This is a genomic window from Amycolatopsis magusensis, from assembly GCF_017875555.1.
Lineage (GTDB): Bacteria > Actinomycetota > Actinomycetes > Mycobacteriales > Pseudonocardiaceae > Amycolatopsis > Amycolatopsis magusensis.
Window position 1 is genome coordinate 6501021 of sequence record NZ_JAGGMS010000001.1, and the last position, 19837, is coordinate 6520857.

General features: G+C 71.1%; 15 protein-coding genes. 8 read left to right on the forward strand and 7 right to left on the reverse strand.

Annotation, left to right across the window (positions count from 1 at the left end; translation table 11 throughout):
• The first annotated feature begins 4 nt into the window (after positions 1 to 4).
• The 8 genes from JOM49_RS28820 to JOM49_RS28855 are packed head-to-tail and all read left to right on the forward strand — an operon-like array spanning position 5 to position 9084.
• Positions 5 to 1027 carry an NAD-dependent epimerase/dehydratase family protein gene (locus JOM49_RS28820; RefSeq protein ID WP_209667330.1) on the forward strand — a complete coding sequence of 341 codons (1023 nt, stop codon included), beginning with the start codon at positions 5 to 7 and terminating at the stop codon, positions 1025 to 1027.
• On the forward strand, positions 1024 to 2301 hold the full coding sequence (locus JOM49_RS28825) for a DUF4910 domain-containing protein (protein WP_308158912.1): 1278 nt from the start codon (positions 1024 to 1026) through the stop codon (positions 2299 to 2301). The genes JOM49_RS28820 and JOM49_RS28825 overlap by 4 nt, the downstream gene beginning before the upstream one ends.
• 5 nt (positions 2302 to 2306) lie before the next feature.
• On the forward strand, positions 2307 to 3578 hold the full coding sequence (locus JOM49_RS28830; protein ID WP_209667331.1) for an MATE family efflux transporter: 1272 nt from the start codon (positions 2307 to 2309) through the stop codon (positions 3576 to 3578).
• A complete protein-coding gene (locus tag JOM49_RS28835; RefSeq protein ID WP_209667332.1) occupies positions 3575 to 4525 on the forward strand; it encodes a glycosyltransferase family 2 protein in 951 nt (316 codons plus the stop codon). Before JOM49_RS28830 ends, JOM49_RS28835 begins: the two co-directional genes overlap by 4 nt.
• Positions 4522 to 5709, forward strand: a complete 1188-nt coding sequence (locus JOM49_RS28840; protein WP_209667333.1) for a polysaccharide pyruvyl transferase family protein — start codon at positions 4522 to 4524, stop codon at positions 5707 to 5709. Before JOM49_RS28835 ends, JOM49_RS28840 begins: the two co-directional genes overlap by 4 nt.
• Positions 5706 to 6248: a dTDP-4-dehydrorhamnose 3,5-epimerase gene (gene rfbC / locus JOM49_RS28845; RefSeq protein WP_209667334.1), complete on the forward strand. Its 543-nt coding sequence runs from the start codon at positions 5706 to 5708 to the stop codon at positions 6246 to 6248. The genes JOM49_RS28840 and rfbC overlap by 4 nt, the downstream gene beginning before the upstream one ends.
• The gene (locus JOM49_RS28850; RefSeq protein WP_209667335.1) at positions 6245 to 7564 is read left to right on the forward strand and encodes a glutamate-1-semialdehyde 2,1-aminomutase; all 1320 of its coding nucleotides are present in this window, start codon (positions 6245 to 6247) and stop codon (positions 7562 to 7564) included. The genes rfbC and JOM49_RS28850 overlap by 4 nt, the downstream gene beginning before the upstream one ends.
• Positions 7561 to 9084: a right-handed parallel beta-helix repeat-containing protein gene (locus JOM49_RS28855; protein ID WP_209667336.1), complete on the forward strand. Its 1524-nt coding sequence runs from the start codon at positions 7561 to 7563 to the stop codon at positions 9082 to 9084. Before JOM49_RS28850 ends, JOM49_RS28855 begins: the two co-directional genes overlap by 4 nt.
• Positions 9085 to 9240: 156 nt before the next feature.
• On the opposite strand, the gene JOM49_RS28860 is transcribed toward JOM49_RS28855, so the two are convergent.
• Genes JOM49_RS28860 through asnB form a run of 7 tightly spaced genes read right to left on the reverse strand, consistent with a single transcriptional unit; the run spans position 9241 to position 19826 of the window.
• A complete protein-coding gene (locus tag JOM49_RS28860; RefSeq protein WP_209667337.1) occupies positions 9241 to 9873 on the reverse strand; it encodes a phosphatase PAP2 family protein in 633 nt (210 codons plus the stop codon).
• Positions 9870 to 11045: a glycosyltransferase gene (locus JOM49_RS28865; protein ID WP_209667338.1), complete on the reverse strand. Its 1176-nt coding sequence runs from the start codon at positions 11043 to 11045 to the stop codon at positions 9870 to 9872. The genes JOM49_RS28860 and JOM49_RS28865 overlap by 4 nt, the downstream gene beginning before the upstream one ends.
• On the reverse strand, positions 11042 to 12247 hold the full coding sequence (locus JOM49_RS28870; protein ID WP_282770496.1) for an O-antigen ligase family protein: 1206 nt from the start codon (positions 12245 to 12247) through the stop codon (positions 11042 to 11044). The genes JOM49_RS28865 and JOM49_RS28870 overlap by 4 nt, the downstream gene beginning before the upstream one ends.
• The gene (locus JOM49_RS28875; protein ID WP_209667339.1) at positions 12240 to 13772 is read right to left on the reverse strand and encodes a right-handed parallel beta-helix repeat-containing protein; all 1533 of its coding nucleotides are present in this window, start codon (positions 13770 to 13772) and stop codon (positions 12240 to 12242) included. The genes JOM49_RS28870 and JOM49_RS28875 overlap by 8 nt, the downstream gene beginning before the upstream one ends.
• Positions 13769 to 15706, reverse strand: coding sequence for a heparinase II/III family protein (locus JOM49_RS28880; protein ID WP_209667340.1), 1938 nt, complete (start codon positions 15704 to 15706; stop codon positions 13769 to 13771). The genes JOM49_RS28875 and JOM49_RS28880 overlap by 4 nt, the downstream gene beginning before the upstream one ends.
• On the reverse strand, positions 15706 to 17883 hold the full coding sequence (locus tag JOM49_RS28885; RefSeq protein ID WP_209667341.1) for a bi-domain-containing oxidoreductase: 2178 nt from the start codon (positions 17881 to 17883) through the stop codon (positions 15706 to 15708). The genes JOM49_RS28880 and JOM49_RS28885 overlap by 1 nt, the downstream gene beginning before the upstream one ends.
• A gap of 35 nt (positions 17884 to 17918) precedes the next feature.
• Positions 17919 to 19826, reverse strand: a complete 1908-nt coding sequence (gene asnB, locus JOM49_RS28890; RefSeq protein WP_209667342.1) for an asparagine synthase (glutamine-hydrolyzing) — start codon at positions 19824 to 19826, stop codon at positions 17919 to 17921.
• Between the last annotated feature and the right edge of the window lie 11 nt (positions 19827 to 19837).

The window sequence follows — 19837 nt, forward strand, 5'->3', positions numbered from 1 at the left end:
CCGCATGCGCGTGCTGCTGACCGGGCACAAGGGCTACCTGGGCACGGTGATGGCCCCGGTGCTGGCCGAAGCCGGCCACGAGGTGACCGGCCTCGACTCGGGCCTCTTCGACGCCTGCGTGCTGGGACCCCCGCCGCAGGATCCCGGCGGCCACGAGGTGGATCTGCGTGACGTCACCGCCGCCCACGTGTCCGATGTGGACGCCGTGATCCACCTCGCCGCGTTGTCCAACGACCCGCTCGGTTCGCTGGCGCCGGAGCTGACCTACGACATCAACCACCACGCGTCGGTCCGGCTCGCCCGGCTGGCGAAGGAGGCGGGCGTCCGGCGCTTCCTCTACGCCTCGACCTGTTCGGTCTACGGCGCTTCGAGCGGCGACGGCCTGGTCGACGAGGACGCGCCGCTGCGCCCGGTGACGCCGTACGCCGAGTCGAAGGTGCGCGTCGAGGACGACGTCCAGGAACTCGCCGACGCGGACTTCTCCCCCGTGTTCATGCGCAACGCCACCGCTTTCGGCTTCTCGCCCCGGCTGCGCGCGGACATCGTGCTCAACAACCTCACCGCCCACGCCCACGTTTCGGGCGAGGTGCTGGTGCTGTCCGACGGGACCCCGTGGCGTCCGCTGGTGCACGCCAAGGACATCGCGCGTGCCTTCACCGCGGCGCTGGCGGCGCCGGAGAAAGCGGTGCACGGCAAGGCGTTCAACATCGGCACCGAGCGCAACAACGTGACCGTGGCCGAGATCGCGGAGCAGGTCGTCGAGGCCGTTCCCGGCTCGATCCTGCGGATCACCGGCGAGTCCGGCCCGGACCCGCGGTCCTACCGCGTGGACTTCGCCCGGTTCCGCGCCGCGGTCCCCGGCTTCGACTGCGACTGGTCGGTCAAGGACGGCGCCATCGAACTGATCCACGCCTACCGGCGGCACGACCTGACCGAGCGGGACTTCCACCAGCGCTTCACCCGGCTGAACACGCTCACCGCGCGCTCCCAGGCCGGCGAAATAGACGAAACGCTCAGACGGCGGTGAACACCTACCGGGTCCTGGAGTCCGGCGCCGACCTGCGCAAGCTGGTCGAGCGCCTGTACCCGCTCTGCCGCAGCATCACCGGCGACGGGGTGCGCCGCACGCTGGACATCCTCGGCGAGCACCTGCCGCTGACGGTCCACGAGGTGCCCACCGGCACCCGGGTGCTGGACTGGACCGTGCCGCAGGAGTGGAACATCCGCGACGCCTACGTCAAGGACGCCACCGGGCGCCGCGTCATCGACTTCCGCGAGTCGAACCTGCACGTGGTCGGCTACAGCGTGCCGGTGTCGCGGACGATGCCGCTGGCCGAACTGCGCGAGCACCTGCACACGCTGCCCGAGCACCCGGCCTGGGTGCCGTACCGGACCAGCTACTACGCGCCGGCGTGGGGTTTCTGCCTGGCGCAGGACGCGCTCGACGCGCTGCCGGACGGCGACTACGAGGTGTGCGTCGACTCCACATTGGACGACGGCAGCCTGACCTACGCCGAGCACGTCGTGCCGGGCCGGGTCGCCGAAGAGGTGCTCGTCTCGTGCCACACCTGCCATCCCTCGCTGGCCAACGACAACCTCGCCGGGATCGCCATCGCCGCCGCGTTCGCGCAGGGCATCGAGAATCCCCACTACACCTACCGGTTCCTGTTCATGCCCGGCACGATCGGCGCCATCACCTGGCTCGCGCGCAACCGCGAGCGCACCGGCCGGATCAGGGCGGGGCTGGTGCTGGCGTGCGCCGGTGACCCGGGATCGCTGACCTACAAGCGAAGCCGTCGTGGTGACGCCGAGATCGACCGCGTGCTGGCCTACGTCCTGTCCGGGCGCTCCCACACAATCACCGACTTCTCGCCGTACGGGTACGACGAGCGCCAGTTCTGCTCCCCCGGCTTCGACCTCGGGGTCGGTTCGCTGACCAGGACGCCGTACGCGGGTTATCCCGAGTACCACACCTCGGCCGACGACCTCGGCTTCCTCTCTACCGAAGCCATGTCGGAAACCCTCGATGTCCTGCGGGACGCCCAGGCCGTGCTCGACCGCGACCGCACCTACGTCAACCTCAGCCCCTACGGCGAACCGCAACTCGGCAAGCGCGGGCTGTACGACTCGCTCGGCGGCCGCAGCGACGCCAAGCAGGCGCAGCTGGCGATGCTCTGGGTGCTCAACCTCTCCGACGGGGAGCACAGCCTGCTCGACGTCGCCCAGCGGTCCGGCCTGCCCTTCGATTCCGTCGCCGCCGCCGCGGACGCGCTGCACGACGCCGGATTGCTCGAGGGGTGAGGCGGATGCGGTCGATCCCGCGGTCGCGGGCCGCCCGGGCGATGGCCGGACGGCTCAGCTGGGGGCTGGGCGACCAGGCCGTCTCCAGCCTCACCAACTTCGCCGTCGGCCTCTACGTGGCGCGCTCGCTCGGCACCTCGGCGTTCGGCATGTTCAGCCTCGCCTGGGTCAGCTACGGCGTGGTGCTCAACCTCTCGCGCGGCCTGAGCACCGACCCGCTGATGGTGCGGTTCTCCGGGGTGTCCGCCGACGCCTGGCGCGGCGCGACCAGGCAGGCGACCGGTACGGCGCTCACCGCGGGGCTCGCGGCGAGCGCCGTCAGCGTGGGAGCCGGGCTGCTGGTGGGCGGGAGCCCCGGCAAGGCCTTCGTCGCGCTCGGTGCCGTCCTCCCGGCCCTGCTGCTGCAGGACGCCTGGCGGTTCGCGTTCTTCGCCGCCGGGCACGGCCGGAAGGCGTTCGTCAACGACGTGGTCTGGGGCGTCGCGCTGGTTCCCGCGCTGTACCTGGCGAGGGAGCACGACACCTCCGCCGCGTTCATCCTGGCCTGGGGGCTGTCCGGCGCGGTCGCCGCCGCCTACGGCTGCCTGCAGGCGGGGATGCGCCCGGATCCGCGCGGTGCGCTCGACTGGGTCAAGCGGCACCGCGACCTCGGCACCCGGTACCTGCTCGAGAACGTCAGCAACAGCGGGGCCGCGCAGGTGCGGATGTACGGCCTCGGCGCGATCGCCGGGCTGGCGAGCGTCGGCGCGGTGCGTGGCGCCGAACTGCTGCTCGGGCCGTTCCTCGCCCTGCTGATGGGACTTTCGCTGGTCACCGTGGCCGAAAGCGCGCGGGTGCTGCAGCGGGCGCCGCACCGGCTCCGGCACTTCTGCGCCGTGCTCGGGGCCGGACAGGCGGCCGCGGCCCTGCTCTGGGGCCTGGCCCTGTTGCTGGTCCCGGACGGCGCGGGCCGGTTCGTGCTCGGTGACGTCTGGGAGCCCGCGTCCGGCCTGATCGTCCCGGTGACCATCGGGATCGCGGCGGCCGGGTTCACCACCGGCGCCGCCGCCGGGCTGCGTGCGCTGGGCGCGGCGAAACGCAGCCTCCGCGCCCAGCTGATCGCCTCGGCGGCCTACGTCGGGTTCGGGCTCATCGGCGCCTTCCTGGCCGGGGCGCCCGGCTCCGCCTGGGGGGTCGCGCTGGCGGTCACCAGTGGTTCGGCGGTGTGGTGGCGCCAGCTGCACTCCGCCCTCAAGGAACGACGGACTTCGGAGAAGGAAGAAATGGGGACGTCATGAGCACCGCTCCACGGCTGAGCATCGGGCTGCCGGTCTACAACGGCGAGGACTACCTCGCCCAAGCGCTGGAGGCACTGCTCGGCCAGACCTACGACGACTTCGAGCTGATCATCTCGGACAACGCCTCGGCGGACTCGACCGAGGAGATCGGCCGCGCGTACGCGAAACGGGACCCCCGCGTGCGTTACGTGCGCCAGCCGGTCAACATCGGCTGCGCGCCCAACCACAACTACCTGGTCGACGTCGCCCGCGGCGAGTTGTTCAAGTGGGCGTCCGACGACGATCTCTACGCCCGCGACCTGCTCGAACGCTGCGTCGAGGCGCTCGACGAGCATCCGGACTTCGTGCTGTCGCACTCGTGGACCGCGATGATCGACGAGCACGCCGTGGTCACGCAGGCGCTCGAATACCCGCTCGTCACCAGCTCGCCGCGGGCCCCGACACGCTTTCGCAGCACGCTGTTCGCCCCCGGCGGGGACGACGACGGAGCGGTCATCCGCACCGAGGTGCTGCGCCGGGTCGCGCCGCTGGACAGCTACCACCACGCGGACCGCACGATCATCTCCGAGCTGGCCCTGCACGGCCCGTTCCACCAGGTGCCCGACTGGCTGTACTTCCGCCGCGACCACCCCGGCCGGTCCGAGCACGAGTACCCCACCGTGCGCAAGCGCGCCAGCAACCTGGACCCGAAGCGGGCCGACCGGCTGCGCCACCCGATGGTCCGGCTGCTCGGCGAGTACGTGCTGGGGTACGTCAACGGGATCCGGCGCGCGCCGATCTCCGCCGCGGACAAGCGCGAGTGCTTCCGGTACCTGCGGCAGTGGCTGCTGAGCCGGGCGGGCAACCCGGCCATGGGCGCGATGCCGATCCAGGCCACCGCGGAACTCGGCCCGCGCGAGGTGTCGGTGGTCTCGGTCGTGGCGGGCCAGGAGGGCAGGGTCCCTTGACGCCACCGGCCAGGATCGGCCTGTTCGGGCTGCTCGGCTCCGGGAACCTCGGCAACGACGGTTCCTTCGAAGCCGTGCTCGGGTACCTGCGCGCGGCCCACCCGGACGCGGAGATCAGCGTGATGTGCGGCGGCCCGGAGGTCGTCGCCTCGCGCTACGGCCTCGAAACGACCGCTTTGAACTGGTACGCGCGGGAGTACCGGACGGCGTCGGGGCCGTGGTCCGTCGTCGCGAAGGCCATGGGCAAGCTCATCGACATCGGGCGCACGGCGGCCTGGGTGCGCCGGCAGGACCTGGTGATCGTACCGGGGATGGGCGTGCTCGAAGCCACGCTTCCGTTGCGCCCGTGGGGGTTCCCGTACTCCCTGCTGCTGCTGTCGGCCTCGGGCAGGCTCGTCGGCACCCAGGTGGCGCTGGTCAGCGTGGGGGCCAGCGCGAGCGGGCACCGCGCCACCCGGTCGATCTTCGGCTGGGCCGCACGGCTGGCGTCGTACCGGTCCTATCGGGACGAACCGTCGCGCGAGGCGGCGCGCGCGCTGGGCGTGGACGTCACGGCGGATCGGGTCTACCCCGATCTCGCGTTCGCCCTTCCCGTGCCCGCGGAACCGGTGGTGCCCCGCTCGGTCGGCGTCGGCGTGATGGCCTACCACGGCGGGAACGACGACCGCTCGCGGGCCGGGGAACTGTACGACTCCTATGTGGACACGATGACCCGGTTCGTCGCCAAGCTGATCGGCGACGGCCGGCCGGTCCGCCTGTTCACCGGGGACCTGGCCGACCGCCAGGTCGTCGGCGAGATCATGGCCGCACTCGATTCGCCGCTGCTCTCCGCACCCGAGACGGCCACTTTGGCCGAGTTGATGCGGGCGATGTCGACGGTCGAAACGGTGGTCGCCACCAGGTACCACAACGTCCTGTGCGCGCTGAAGCTGGCGAAGCCGGCCCTGTCCCTCGGCTACGCCGCCAAGAACGAGGTCCTGATGACCCGGCTGGGCCTCGGCGATTTCTGCTTTCCGGTCCGGGACATCGAGGTCGACGACCTGCTCAGCCGGTTCACCGAACTCGAGGACCGGGCTGACGAGCTGCGCGGGACCCTGGCCGGACGCGGCACCGAGCTGACCCGGTCGCTGGAGCGGCAGTTCGCCGGACTGTCGGCCACCTTCCTGCCGAAAGGAGTGCGATGAAGGCGATCCCGGTACCCGCCATCGCGGGCGCGTACCTGTTCGAACCGACCCCGCACACCGACGAGCGCGGCTTCTTCTGCCGCACGTTCGACGCCGAGGTCGTCCGCTCGGCCGGTATCGATCCGCACGGGTTCGTCCAGGACAGCGTGTCGCGGTCCAGGAAGGGCGCGGTGCGCGGCCTGCACCTGCGGGCGGGCCGCGGCGAGGCGAAACTGGTCCGGTGCTCGTCGGGCGCGGTGTTCGACGTCGTGGTCGACCTGAGGCCGGATTCGCCGACCCACCTCGGCAAGGAGACTTTCGAGCTGTCCGGCGAAACGCAGGTGTCCCTGTACATCCCGGCGGGGTGCGCGCACGGGTTGCAGGCGCTCACCGACATCGCCGACGTCTCCTACCGGATCGACCGCGAGCACGATCCCGCCGAGGACGTGACCATCGCCCACGACGACCCCGAACTGGCCATCCCCTGGCCGCTCCCGGTGTCGCTGCTGTCCGAGCGGGACCGTCGAGCACCCCCGCTCGCCGAGGTGGTGAAGAGGTGAGCCCGGTGCGACTGCCCCGCTCCGTCCTGGCCAACGAGCGGCTCCACGCGATGATCCCCGGCGGCGCGCACACCTACGCCAAGGGCGAGGACCAGTACCCCGAGGACCTGGCCCCGGTCATCTCCCACGGGCGCGGCGCGCACGTCTGGGACATCGACGGCAACGAGTACGTCGAGTACGGATCGGGATTGCGCGCGGTCAGCCTCGGCCACGTCCACCCGAAGGTCACCGAAGCCGCCCGCCGCGAGATCGACCGGGGCGCCAACTTCGTCCGGCCGTCCATCGTGGAGGAGAAGGCGGCCGAGCGGTTCCTGGCGACCGTGCCCACCGCGGAGATGGTCAAGTTCGCGAAGAACGGCTCCGACGCCACCACCGCGGCGGTCAAGCTCGCCAGGGCGGCCACCGGCAGGCCGCTGGTGGCGATCTGCCGGGACCACGCCTTCTTCTCCGTCGACGACTGGTTCATCGGCACCACGCCGATGGCGGCCGGGATACCCGGCGAGATCACCGGCCTGACCGTGTCGTTCCCCTACGGCGACCTCCCGGCCACCGAGGAGGTGCTGCGGGAGCACGCCGGACGGGTCGCCTGCCTGGTGCTGGAGCCCGCCAACCAGGCCGAACCGCCCGCCGGATACCTCACCGGCCTGCGGGCGCTGGCCGACCGGTACGGCTGCGTGCTCGTGTTCGACGAGATGATCACCGGTTTCCGCTGGTCCGAGGCCGGTGCGCAGGGCCTCTACGGGGTGACGCCCGACCTGTCGACCTTCGGCAAGGCGCTCGGCAACGGGTTCGCCGTCTCGGCGCTGGCCGGCAAGCGCGAGCTGATGGAACTCGGCGGGCTGCGCACCGGCCGGGACCGCGTTTTCCTGCTCTCCACCACGCACGGTGCCGAGACGCACTCGCTGGCCGCCGCGATCGCGGTGCTGGAGACCTACACCGAGGAGGGCGTTTCGGCCCGGCTCCACGCGCTCGGCGAACGGCTCGCCACCGGGGTACGGGAGGTCGCGGCCTCGGCGGGGGTCGCGGAGAACGTCGTCGTGCGCGGCCGGGCGAGCAACCTCGTCTTCGGCACGCTCGACGCGGAGAGGAAACCGTCGCAGGACTACCGAACGCTGTTCCTGCGGCAACTGGTCACGGGCGGGGTCCTCGGGCCGTCGTTCGTGGTCAGCAGCGCACTGTCCGAAGCAGACATCGACCGGACGGTCGACGTGGTCGCGCAGGCTTGCCTCGTGTACCGCAAAGCACTCGACGCGGATGATCCGGCGCCGTGGCTGGGTGGCCGTCCGGTGAAGCCGGTATTTCGGAGAAGGGTATGAGAATCGGGTTCAGAGATCGTCCGGCCGGCTCGCGCGTGCTCCCGCTCGCGCTGTCGGTATTACTCCTCCAGGTCTCCGTCGCGCCCGCGGCGGTGGCGGTGGCGGTGGCGGCCCCGGGATCGGCGGCGGAAGTCGCGGAAGGGGCCTGCGGCACGACCGCGGGCGTGCCCGCCGCACCGGCGGGGGCCGAGGTCGTCCAGCCGGGCACCGACCTGACCAGCCGCACCTCGCAAAGCCCGGCCGGCTCGACCTTCTGGCTGGCTCCCGGCACGCACACGCTGAGTCCGGACCAGTACGGCCAGGTGATGCCGAAGGACGGCAACGTCTACCTCGGTGCGCCGGGGGCGGTGCTCGACGGGCGCGGGATCAACCGCGCGGCCTTCACCACGACGGCCAAGGACGTGGTGATCCGCGGGCTGACCATCCGCGGTTTCGTCGCCGAACGGGATCAGGGCGTGGTCAACCACGATTCCGGTGAGCGCTGGATCATCGAAGGGAACGTGATCGAGGAGAACCAGGGCGCCGCGCTGATGGCCGGTGCCGGGCAGCAGGTGCTGGGCAACTGCCTGCGGAACAACGGCCAGTACGGCATCAACGCCTACCGGATCGCGGGCGGGATCACCGATCTGGTCATCGAGGGCAACGAGATCACCGGCAACAACACCGGCGACTGGGAAACGCTGATCCCGGGCTGCGGGTGCAGCGGCGGCGCGAAGTTCTGGGCCGTCGACGGTGCCGACATCATCGGCAACTGGGTCCACCACAACCACGGTGTCGGGCTCTGGGCCGACACGAACAACAACGACTTCCTGGTCGAGGGCAACCTGATCGAGGACAACGGGTCCGAAGGGCTGTTCTACGAAATCTCCTACAACCTGGAACTGGTCGGGAACACCTTCCGGCGCAACGCGCTCGTCCAGGGCCGCAACCGGGCCGCCAAGGGCGACAACTTCCCGGTCGCTTCGGTCTACATCAGCGAATCCGGCGGCGAACCCCGGCTTCCGGCCCGCACCGACGGGATCGTGATCCGGGGCAACATGTTCTCCGAGAACTGGTCGGGGATCACGCTGTGGGAGAACGCGGACCGGTTCTGCAACAGCCCGGCGAACACGTCGACGCTGTCCTGCACGGCACTGGTCTCGCCGACCTCCGACTGTTCCGCACCGGCCATCGCCAGTGAACCGCTCTACGGCGACTGCCGCTGGAAGACGCAGCGGGTTTCGGTGTTCGACAACACCTTCGAGTTCGATTCCACGCTCGAAGGCTGCCTGGGCCTGTGCGGGCGGATGGCGGTGCTGTCGAACTACGGGACCTTCCCGGCGTGGTCGCCGTACAAGGCCGCGGTGATCTCGGAGGCGGTGACCTTCGAGCAGGACAACCGGTGGTACGACAACAAGTACTACGGCCCGTGGTCGTTCGTCGCCCACGACACCTCGCGGCAGCTGACCGCGGCGCAGTGGCGGGCCGCGCCGTACTCGCAGGACACGTGCAGCGTGTTCGGTGCCATGGAAACCTGCTGACCCCCCGCTAACCGCGCTGACCCCGCTGAACGCTTCGTGACCCGGCTCCCCCTCGCCCGCGGCGGCCCGCGGGGTGGAGCCGGCGCGCCGTGAATGTGGCTTTCACGGCCGATTTCGCCGTGAAAGCCACATTCACGGCATCGGCCGGAGGGTCAGTCAGGGGGTGGTGAGCCGGTCGATCAGTCGTCCGGTCGGCGGGAGCACGGCCAGCGCGACCCCCAGCCCGGCGAGGACGTCGGTCGGGTAGTGCGCCCGCAACACCACCTGCGACCACCCCATCGCCAGCCCGGCCAGTACGACCAGCCCGGCGAGCACCCACGCCCCGGCCCGCGGGCCCAGCCCGCGGACGTCGATCACCAGCAGCCCGGTCACCGCCGCGACGGTGACCAGGAACGCGGTGTGCCCGCTGGGGAAGGACAGGAACTCGCCGTGGATCAGGCGGCCGGTCAGCGGTTTCAGGCCGGTGGTCAGCGCGATCGTCACCCCGCAGGACACCACCATCAGGATCGCCGTCCGCGGCCGCCGGAACAGCAGGCACGCGAGGCCGAGCGCCAGGAACACCACCACCGCGCCCACCGGCTCTCCGGCGAAGTCGATGACGATCGCCCACTGCCGGGCCAGCCCCTCCGCCCGGTCGAACACCGAGTACAGGACCGCGTCCGGCCCGGTGGTGCCGGATGTCCCGGCGTACCACAGGCCGAGCACGAGCGCGACGAGGAAACCGAACGCGCCCAGTACCGACAACGAGGTCCTGGACTGCGGCGGCAGCGCGGGCGGACTGGTGATCACTCGGCCGGTACTCCCATCGCCGCACGATATCCGCCGACCAGCCGGTCCAGGCCGACCTCCGGGGTGAAATCCTTCTCGTAAGCCAGCCGGGCCGCCCGGCCCATCTCCTGGTTCCGGTCGCCGGTCGCTTCCCGCAGCCGATCCGCGAGCGACGACGGGTCGCCGGGTTCGTGCAGCAGCCCGGTGACGCCGTCCTCGACGAGTTCGCGGAACGCGCCGTGCGCGGCGGCGACCGTCGGCACGCCCGCGGCCATCGCCTCGACGATGACCAGGCCGAACGTCTCCAGCCAGGTCGAGGGGGCGACGACGGTGTTCGCGCGGGCGATCAGGTCGCGGCATTCCTGTTTGGACCGCAGTCCGAGGTACGACACGTCGGCCCGGCCGTGCGCCCAGCGGCCCACCTCCTCCTGCATCGGCCCGGCGCCCGCGATCACCAGCGGCAGGCCGATCCCGCCGAGCCGGTCCCAGGCGGCCATCAGCAGTCCGGCGCCCTTCTCGGCGGTGATCCGGCCGAGGAACAGCACGTGCTCCCCCGCCCCCGTGCGCGTCTTCCCCGGATCCTCCACGAAGTTGTGCTTCACCACGAGCCGCTCGGCGGGCATCCCGGCGGCGACGAGGGTCTCGCGCTGCGCCCCCGAGATGCAGAAGAACCGCGAGACCCCGGACCACCAGCGCTTCCGGTTGAGCACCAGGCTCGCCGCCACCGGCACGGTCGCGAGCGCCGAACCGCGGTAGCACCCGTGCCGCACCGCCGGAACGGGTGCGCGCCCCACGCAGTCGGTGCACACGTGCCCGTCGCGGTACAGCGTGCCAGGCGCGCAGATCTGCGTGTAGTTGTGCAGCGTCGCGACGGCCGGGACCCCGGCGTCGGCGCACGCGGCCAGCACCGACGGCGAAAGCAGCGGGAACGTGTTGTGGAGGTGCACGACGTCCGGCCGGTCGTCGTGCAGGCGCCGCGCGAGTTCCGCGCGCACCGCGCGGTTCCACGGCACCTTCAGCGGAAGGACGGCCTTGCGTGGCAGCGACATCCCGGCGATCTCGTCGCTGCGCCGTTCGAACAGGCCGACCTCGTGCCCGGCTCCGGCCAGCAGCGCGACCTCCTGGTCGACGACGTTGTTCTCCCCGCTCGGCTGTTCGGCCCGGTAGCGGTTGTGGACCACGAGCACCTTCACCCGGTCTCCTTCGGTTCGGCAGGCGCACGGGCCAGCAGCGACGCGGCCAGTGCCAGGTGCAGCAGGTACGGCGACGCGTCGCCGAAGCCCGCCTCGGTGAAGGAGGCGGACAGGCAGTAGGTGATCAGGAAGATCGCGCACGCGCGGGCGGGCGACGGCGGCCGCAGCACCGCGACCACCACCAGCACCAGCAGGAACGACGCCACGAGCAGGAGGCCGGCGTAACCCTGCTCGTGGTAGACCGCGAGCCAGCTGCTGTCGATCGGCAGCCCGTCGTAGGACTTGTCCGTCAGGCCGACGCCGAACAGGTACTCCAGCGTCGTGCGCGGCTCGGCGAGCAGCGCGTCCCACACCTTGGCGCGGCCGGTCAGGCTGGAGAAGTTCTCCTCGCTCTGCCCGCGCAGGAACCACGCCTGCACCAGCCCGCCCAGTACCACCACGACGAGCAGGCCGGTGACGAGCAGGCCGGTGAACACCTTGCGGGCGCGGGCGCTGGAGAGCCACTGCGACAGCAGCGCGACCACCGTCCCGGCCACCAGCCCCAGCGTCGCGGTGCGGGTGTGGGTCAGCAGCAGGATGCCGATCGACGGGATGAGGGCGCACAGCGCGTTCCGCCGGTCGAGCCGCCCGCCGAGCCACAGCAGCACGCTCAGCCCGGCGACGATCGCCGCGTACTGGCCGACCTGCGGCGGGGTCAGCGGCCACAGCGCCCCGGTGAGCCGGCCGCCGTATTCGAACGGCATCGCGTTGCCGGGGCTCAGCACGAGGCCGACCACCACCGTCACCAGCACCACGGCGTACGCGCGGATGTGGTGGCGGACCAGCTCGATGCCGCCGTCCCACCAGCGCGTCAGCAACCACAGGGTGGCCACGAAGAGGGCGAACCGGAAGCAGCGGAACAACGCGCCGAAGCCGCCTTCGAGATCCAGGCTCGCGACCGTGCTCGACACCAGCAGCGCCGAGAGCAGCGCGAGGTACGCGCTGGGGCGGACGCGCAGCTTGCTGTTCAGGGCGAGCGCGATGAGGAACGCGACGCCGAGGCAGCCCATGGTGATCAGCTGGCTGACCGACCTCGGCAGCGGGAGCACCGTCTTCGCCCCGGCCGAACCCAGGGTGTTGATGATCAGCAGCGTCCAGGCGACGCCGACGGCCCTGGGCAGGCGCCCGACCGGCCGGGCCACGGTCTCCAGCACGTCAGCCACCGCCGGTCCGGCTGAACTGACTGCCCTCGTCCTGCTTGTAGGGCGCGCCCTGCCACTCGCCGAAGCCCAGCACGCGGCTCGGCTCGAAGGCGACGAAGGTCCACGGCCCGGCGTAGGTGTTGTGGTGGAACCGGTTGTGCTGCTCGAAGGTGATCGCGTCCTGCACCACCTCGCCCTGGTACGGCGACCAGGCCGGGAAGGTGCCGAAGTTCGCCAGCATCGCCATCCGCGCGCAGCCTTCCTCGCAGCCGGCGACGGCGGGGTCGAGCACGAACCGGTTGTGGTGGACCTCCACGCGTTGCGTCTTCCACCGGCAGTCGGCGTGCAGCGGGCCCGCCGCGATACCCGGCTGCGCGCACTGGCCCGGCTCGGGCACCAGCCGCGTGCACGACCCGGAGGAGGTGTTGGCCGCGCTGTTGCAGAACCGGTCGGAGTTCTCCCACAGGGTGATCCCGTTCCAGTTGTTTTCGAACGAGTTCCCGGCGATCTCTACCTTGTCCGTGCGCGCGGGCACCCTCGGCTCGCCACCGGATTCGCTGATGTACACCGAAGCGACCGGGAAGCTGTCACCGCGGTCGACGTAGTCCCGGCCGTCCGCCCGGTTGTTGCCCCGGATGGTGTTGGTGCGGATGACCGCGTTGTAGCTGGTCTCGTACACCAGTGCGGCACTGTCGTTGCCCTCGATGAGGTTGCCCTCGAAGAGGAAGTCGTTGTTGTTCGTGTCGGCCCAGAGCCCGGTTCCCCGGTTGCCGTGCACCCAGTTGCCGCGGACGTCGGCTCCGTCGACCGACCAGAACTTGATCCCGCCGGTGCAGCCGCAGCCGTCGATCCTGGCTTCCCAGTCGCCGGTGTTGTTGCCGGTGATCTCGTTGCCCTCGACGACGAGCCCGGTGATCTTGTTGCCGGACGAATAGGCGTTCATCCCGTATTGGCCGTTGCGCCGCAGGCAGTTGCCCCGTACCTGCTGGCGCGTGCCCGCCATCAGCGCCGCGCCGTCGTTGTCCTGCACGGCGCTGTGCTCGATGACCCAGCCGTCGGCCGAGTCGTGGTTGACCACGCCCTCGTCGTGGGGTGCGGCGAAGCCCTGCACGACGAGGTGCTGGAGCTTGACGTCGGCGGCGTCGCCGGAGAAGGCGTACTGGTTGATCCCGCGGCCGTCGAGCACGGCGTCCGGACCACCGATGTAGGTGCTGCCCGGTTTCGGGTTGACCTGGTCGTAGCGGTCGTCGCCGAGCCGGTGCGTGCCGGGAGCCAGCCAGAACGTCGTGCCCGCGGGGCTGGACCGCGTCTTGGCCGCGAGATCGCCCGTGACGGCCGGGTCGATCTTCACCGCTCCCGCCGGTGCTTCCGCCGGGCCGGGCGGGAGCTTGTCACACACCTGCGCGACCGCGCCGGCCGGTGCCTGCGCGGGGTCGGATCCCGGCCCTGCCTCGCCGTCCGGTCCGGCGGTGCAGGCCAGGAGCAGCAGGGGGCCGAACAGCACCGGTAGTGCTGCCCGGACGAGGCGACGCGGTCGGCTGTTCACAACGGAGGGTCCTCACCGATACGGTCGAAGGTGAGGACGGTGGTCAGCGTGCTTTCGGCGGTTCCGGTGCCGAGCAGGGTCCACGTGGGTTCGCGGCGGCCGAACCCGGCCGAGTACCAGCCGAGCGGCGGGGTGAGCTCACCACGGTGGGCCGACCACGTCAGTTGCGGTGGCAAGTCCACCGAGGCCCCGCGGTCCCGGCCGTCGACCGTCCAGGACAGCGTCGCCGTCGTCTCGGAAAGCACCACCTCGACGGCGGGGCCGAAGTGGAACGCGAGCCGGGCGGGCAGCGCTTCACCGGAGCGGACCTCGTCGAGGATGTGCAGCTTCGAGTCCGCCAGTTCCACCGTGCGCCGGTGGATCGCGGGTGCGTAACCGTCGTGTTCCGCGCTCCACCGTGAGGGCGTGTCCACCGCGAGCACCCGGGTGGTGGCGTGCCGCGTCCAGAGGAACGGGCCGCCGGAGACGGACTGGTCGGTGCCGCCGAGTTCGAGGGTGTTGTGCGCGGCCGTGGACCGGAAGTACGTCCGCCACTTCGGTTCGCCGTGGTAGCAGTAGGTGCCCGGATCGGCCAGGATGTCGACGCCACCGTGGCGGACCTCGACCGACAGCGCGTCCGCGTGCGCGTGGGCGGCGATGGACAGGAACCCGTGCGGCCCGCCGTCGCAGCGGCACCAGAGGTCACCGTCGCGCAGGATGGTCATCCCCGCGTCGGCGAAGTCGCCGGGGCGGTGGACCGGGCGCCGCACGTCCACGGGGATGTCACTGGCGAGCGCGGCGAACAGCGGCGTCCGCACGTCCGGGGCACCGGCCCCCGGCCACCAGTCCAGCCGTCCGAAAAGGACTTCGCCGGTGTTGAGCAGCGAGGCCCAGCGGCTGGTCTCGGCGCCGTCCACGACCAGCCCCAGCCCGTCGTCCGCGTCGCCCTGCCTCGGCGGGCGCAGCTCGTCGTCCACCATGGCCGCCAGCGCGTCGGTCTTGCGGAGCAGCACCCGCCAGGTCGACGCGGGAACGGCGACTCCGGCGGCCGTCGCCTCCAGCGCCCCGGCGAGGCCCAGCTCCAGCACCAGCCCGTGGTACTCGGTCGCCAGCTCGCGGTTGACACCCGAGTCGAAGGTGTTGTGCCGCAACATCTTGTCCAGCGAAGCCAGGGCCGACGCGCGCCACCGCGCCGATTCCGGGAACCAGTCGAACGCGCACGCGGCGGCGAGCTGCCCGGCGTCCTCGGCGATCACGTGGTTGTTCGCCGACGAACCCCGGCTGCCGAACGCCGCCAGCCAGCGCTGGTGGTGCCAGAGCTGGTTCAGCGCCACCGGGTTGTCCTCGAACAGCAGTGGCACCCGCGCCCAGCCGTCGAGCAGCCGCCGCACCCACACCCAGGACAGCAGCCGGATGCCGAGTTCGATCCCGCTCACCCAGTGCACCCCGCGCAGCGGCGGATTGGCCGCCCACCAGGAGTCCAGGTGCGCGGCGACGCGCTCGGCGTACCGGTCCTCGCCGGTCAGCGCGTACGCGGCGGCCAGCACGGTCAGGTGCTGGTGCCGGGACGGTTCCCAGAGCTGCTTGATGTCGCCGACGGCCGCCTCGTCGCGGTACGGGATGTCGAAGGAGTACACATCGGACGGTGCACGGCGGCCCGTTTTCGGGTCGTGGGACCAGTCCGGCGTGACCAGGTCGTGGCGCTCGACGCCGAAGAACTCGGCGTGCCCGTCCATCAGCCGATCCGCGGTGGCGAGCAGGGCCTTCACCGCGTCACCGGAGACCGCCGTGAGGGCGCCCTCGCCGAGCGGAGCGAAGCGCCGGTCCGGCAGCCAGACCGCCCGCTCCCCCGCGACCCGGCGCCAGCGGCGCTTGCGCACCGCGTCGGTGACGCGGCCCGCGATTTCGGCGGGGTCCATTCTGGACAGTCGCCGCAGGTACCAGCTCAGCTCCATCAGGCGTCCCCAGTGCCGATCCGCACCGGCCCGCCGGTCTCCAGGCTGCGGCCGACCGCGAAGGTGGCCAGCGTCGTCGAGACCAGCGACTCGACCGGCACCGGCATCGAGACCCCGGTCCGCACCGCGGTGACGAAGGCGTCCAGCTCGGCCGCCTGTCCCTTGTCGCGGCCCTGGGGCAGGCGGGAACTCGCCCACTTCTTGTGGCCGAACACCGACGCCCGCGCGAAGTCGTCGAACTTCAGCACCTTGCCGTCGGCGGTGACGTCGATCGTTTCCTTGGGGAAGGCCGGTGAACCGCTGGTGGTGTAGGCGATCGACGCGGTCGAGCCGTCCGGGTAGCGCAGCAGGATCTGCAGGTCCTGGTGCCCGGGCGTGGCGGTGGCGTACACCGAGACCGGATCGGTCCCGAGCAGCCAGCTGACGGTGTCGATGAAGTGCCCGCCCTCACCGGCGAACCGCGAGCCCTCTTCGTCGGACTGGTTGTACCAGCTGTTCGCGTCCAGCCGTCCGGCGTTGACCAGGTACCGCACCGACGCCGGGCCGATGCGCGGCCCGAAGTTGCGCACCGCCTCGGTCAGCAGGGGCGCGAACCGGCGGTTGAAGCCGACCTGCAGCCGGTTGTTGCCGGACTCCTCGATCGCGCCGAGCACGAGTTCGAGTTCCTTTTCCGACAGCGCCAGCGGCTTCTCGACGAAGACGGCCTTGCCCGCGAGCAGCGCGCGCCGCGTCAGCTCGGCGTGCGAGCTGTGCCGGGTCACGATGAAGACCGCGTCCACCGAGGGGTCGTCGAGCACCCGGCCGAGCTCGGTGGACGCGCGGGTGAAGCCGAACTTGCGCTTGGCGTTCGCCCCCGAGAGCGCGGAGGTGGTGACGACGTCGGAGAGGTCGACGCCCGCCATCCCGGCCAGGTGCGGCAGCAGCATCGAGGACGCGTAGTTGCCCGCGCCGACGAACGCGACCTTCACGCCGTCACCCTGGGGCACCGCACGGGTCGTCACCTGCCGCGGCACGGACACCGAGGTGACGGCGTGCTCCGCCGGGCCGCCGGCGCGCTGCTCGTACTCGAACAACACGGCGACGGCCTTCAGCTCGCCCTCGTTCAGCTTCCGGTAGGTGTCCACGGCATCGGAGAACGCCGCGACGTGCGAGATCAGCGGCTCGACGTCGAGCCGGCCGCGGTGCATCAGGTCGACGACGCATTCGAGGTTGCGCCGCTCGGTCCAGCGGACCTGGCCGATCGGGTAGTCGCGGCCGCCGAGCTCGTACTCCGGGTCGTAGCGGCCGGGCCCGTACGAACGGGAGAACCGGACGTCGAGCTCCTTCTCGTAGTAGGCGTTCCACGGCAGGTTCAGCGAGCACTTGCCGATGTCGACCACCCGGCCGCGGTCGCGGCTCAGCTTCGCGGCCAGCTCCACCGGCTCGTTCGTGTTGCCACCGGCGGCGAGGTAGACCTGGTCGACGCCGTGCCCGCCGGTGACCTCCGCGACCGCGGTGCCGACCACCCCCGAACCCGGATCGCCGCACCTGAGCGCGCCCAGTGACTCGGCCAGCTCGCACCGGGCGGGGTCGGGATCGACACCGAGCACCCGCACACCGGTGGCGACGAGCAGCTGGACCACCAGCTGGCCGATCAGGCCGAGCCCGATGACCAGTGCGACGTCGCCGAGCTGGGGTTCACCACGCCGGACACCCTGCATCGCGATCGAGCCGACCGTGCCGAACGCGGCGTGCCGGGGATCGACGCCACCGGGCACCCGCGTGTAGAGGTTCTTGGGCACCCAGTTCACTTCCGCGTGCAGCGCGTGCTCGTTCCCCGCGCAGGCCACCAGGTCCCCGACCGCCACGTCGTCGATGCCGGCGCCGACCTCTTCGACGACACCGCACAGGGAATACCCCAGCGGGGTGTAGGAGTCGAGCTTGTTCATCGCCTTGCGGTAGGTGGCCGCCAGCCCGTTGGCCGAGACGCTCCGCACCACCTTCGCGACCTGGTCCGGGCGCGCCTTCGCCTTGCCGACCAGCGAAAGGCTCGCTTCGGACACCTTCATCAGCTCGGTGCCGGTGGAGATCAGCGAGTAGGCGGTGCGGACCAGCACCCCGCCCGGTTTGCCCGCCGGGGCCGAAACGTCGAGGAGCGCCAGCTCCCCGCTCTTGTAGTTCTGCACTACCTGCTTCACGTCGCTCCTCAGTGCCTGTGCGGAAGTGCCTGTGCTTATGCGGAGCGGGCCGAAACGGCGCCGCGGTACCAGAATTCGAGGGTCAGGATGTGCCAGAGGTGTTTGCTGCGGTCCTGCTGCCCGGAGGCGTCCTCCTCGGCGAGCCGCCGCAGGGCGTCACGGCGCAGGAAACCGGCTTTCACCAGCTCGCCTTCGTTGATCACCTCGTGCACCAGCGGCGCGAGGTCGCGGCTCATCCACGCCCGCAGCGGGGCGCTGAACAGCCCCTTCGGCCGGTGCACGATCTCGGCCGGGAGGATCGACAGCGCGGCCTCCTTCAGCGCCATCTTCCCCTGCCGCTTCACGATCTTGCGCTCCCCCGGCAGCCGGAACGCGGCCCGGACCACCTCGACGTCGACGAACGGGGTGCGGACCTCGGTGGAGGCCGCCATGCTGGACCGGTCGGTGTAGGCGAGGTTGAGCCCGGGCAGGAACAGCCGGGCGTCGGCGAGGCACATGCGGTTGACGAAATCCGACAGCGTGTTGTCGTGGTAGGTGTCCGCGTGCTCGGTGAGCACCTCGTCGACGGCCCCGGCGAGGTCCGGGTTCAGCAGCCCGGCGATCTCGGCCCGGTCGTACATCGTGTAGCTGCGCCGGAACGCCGTCTCCTCCGGCAGCTCGGCGAACGACAGGAACTTCTTGGCGAACCGGACGGTGCGGAGCCCGCGCTTCGACGTCGCCACCGGCAGTCTGTCCACAACGGACTCGATGGACCGGCGCACCGGGGCGGGCACCCGCTGGTACCGCACGGCGAGCTGGTTCGCCACGTGCTTGCGGTACCCGGCGAACAACTCGTCGGCACCCATGCCCGAAAGCATCACCTTGACCCCGGCCTCGCGGGCCGCGGTGCAGATCAGGTAGCTGTTGATCGCCGCCGGATCGCCGATCGGCTCGTCGAGGTGGTAGGTCATCCGCGGCAGCAGGTCCTGCACCTGCGGCGCGATCTCGATCTCGTGCAGGTCGACCCCGAACTCCGCGGCGACCTTGCGCGCGTACCCCAGGTCGTCCGGCATGGCCTCGAACTTCGCGTCCTCGGCGCGGAAACCGATGGTGTAGGCGGAGATCCCCGGCTGCTCGCGGGCGGCGATCGCGGTCAGGTAGCTGGAGTCGAGCCCGCCGGAGAGGAACGTGGCGACCGGCACGTCCGAGAGCAGGTGCTTGCGCGTGGAGTCCTCGATGACGGCGTTGAGGTCGAACTCGCCATCGTCGGCCGCGCCGTCCTCGGCCACCTGGCGCAGCGAGAAGAAGGTGCCGTGGTCGGTGTCCCCGTTCGGCCGGAACCGCGCCCAGCTGCCCGGCGGCAGCTTCTCGGCTTCGCTGAACGCGCACCGGCTGTCCGGCACCCAGTAGTACAGCAGTGAGGCGACGAGCGCGGTGTCGTCGATGGTCAGCGACCCGCCGAGTTCGGTGGCCAGCGCCTTCAGCTCGGACGCGAACACCACGCCCTGGCCGCGGCGCACCAGGAACAGGGGTTTGATGCCCAGCTGGTCGCGGACCAGCACCAGCTCACCCGAGCGCTCGTCGAACACCCCGAAGGCGAACATGCCGCGCAGCCGGGAAAGGCCGTCGGTGCCCCACGCGCGCCACGCCTCCAGCAGGACCTCGGTGTCCGACGTCCCCCGGAACCGCACGCCGCCCGCCTCGAGTCGCGTGCGGAGTTCCGGCGCGTTGTACAGCTCCCCGTTGTAGGTCAGCGCCAGCCCGTCCTTGACCATCGGCTGCGCACCGGTCTCCGACAGGTCGATGATCGACAGCCTGCGGTGTCCCAAGTGGACTTCACCGGCCCCGGCCCGGTGGTCGTACCGCCCCTCGCCGTCCGGTCCGCGATGGGCGAGGATCTTGGTGAGCCGATCGGTGAGCGGCCCCCCGTCGGGCCAGTGGTAAGCGCCTGCGATACCGCACATCTGCGTTCGGT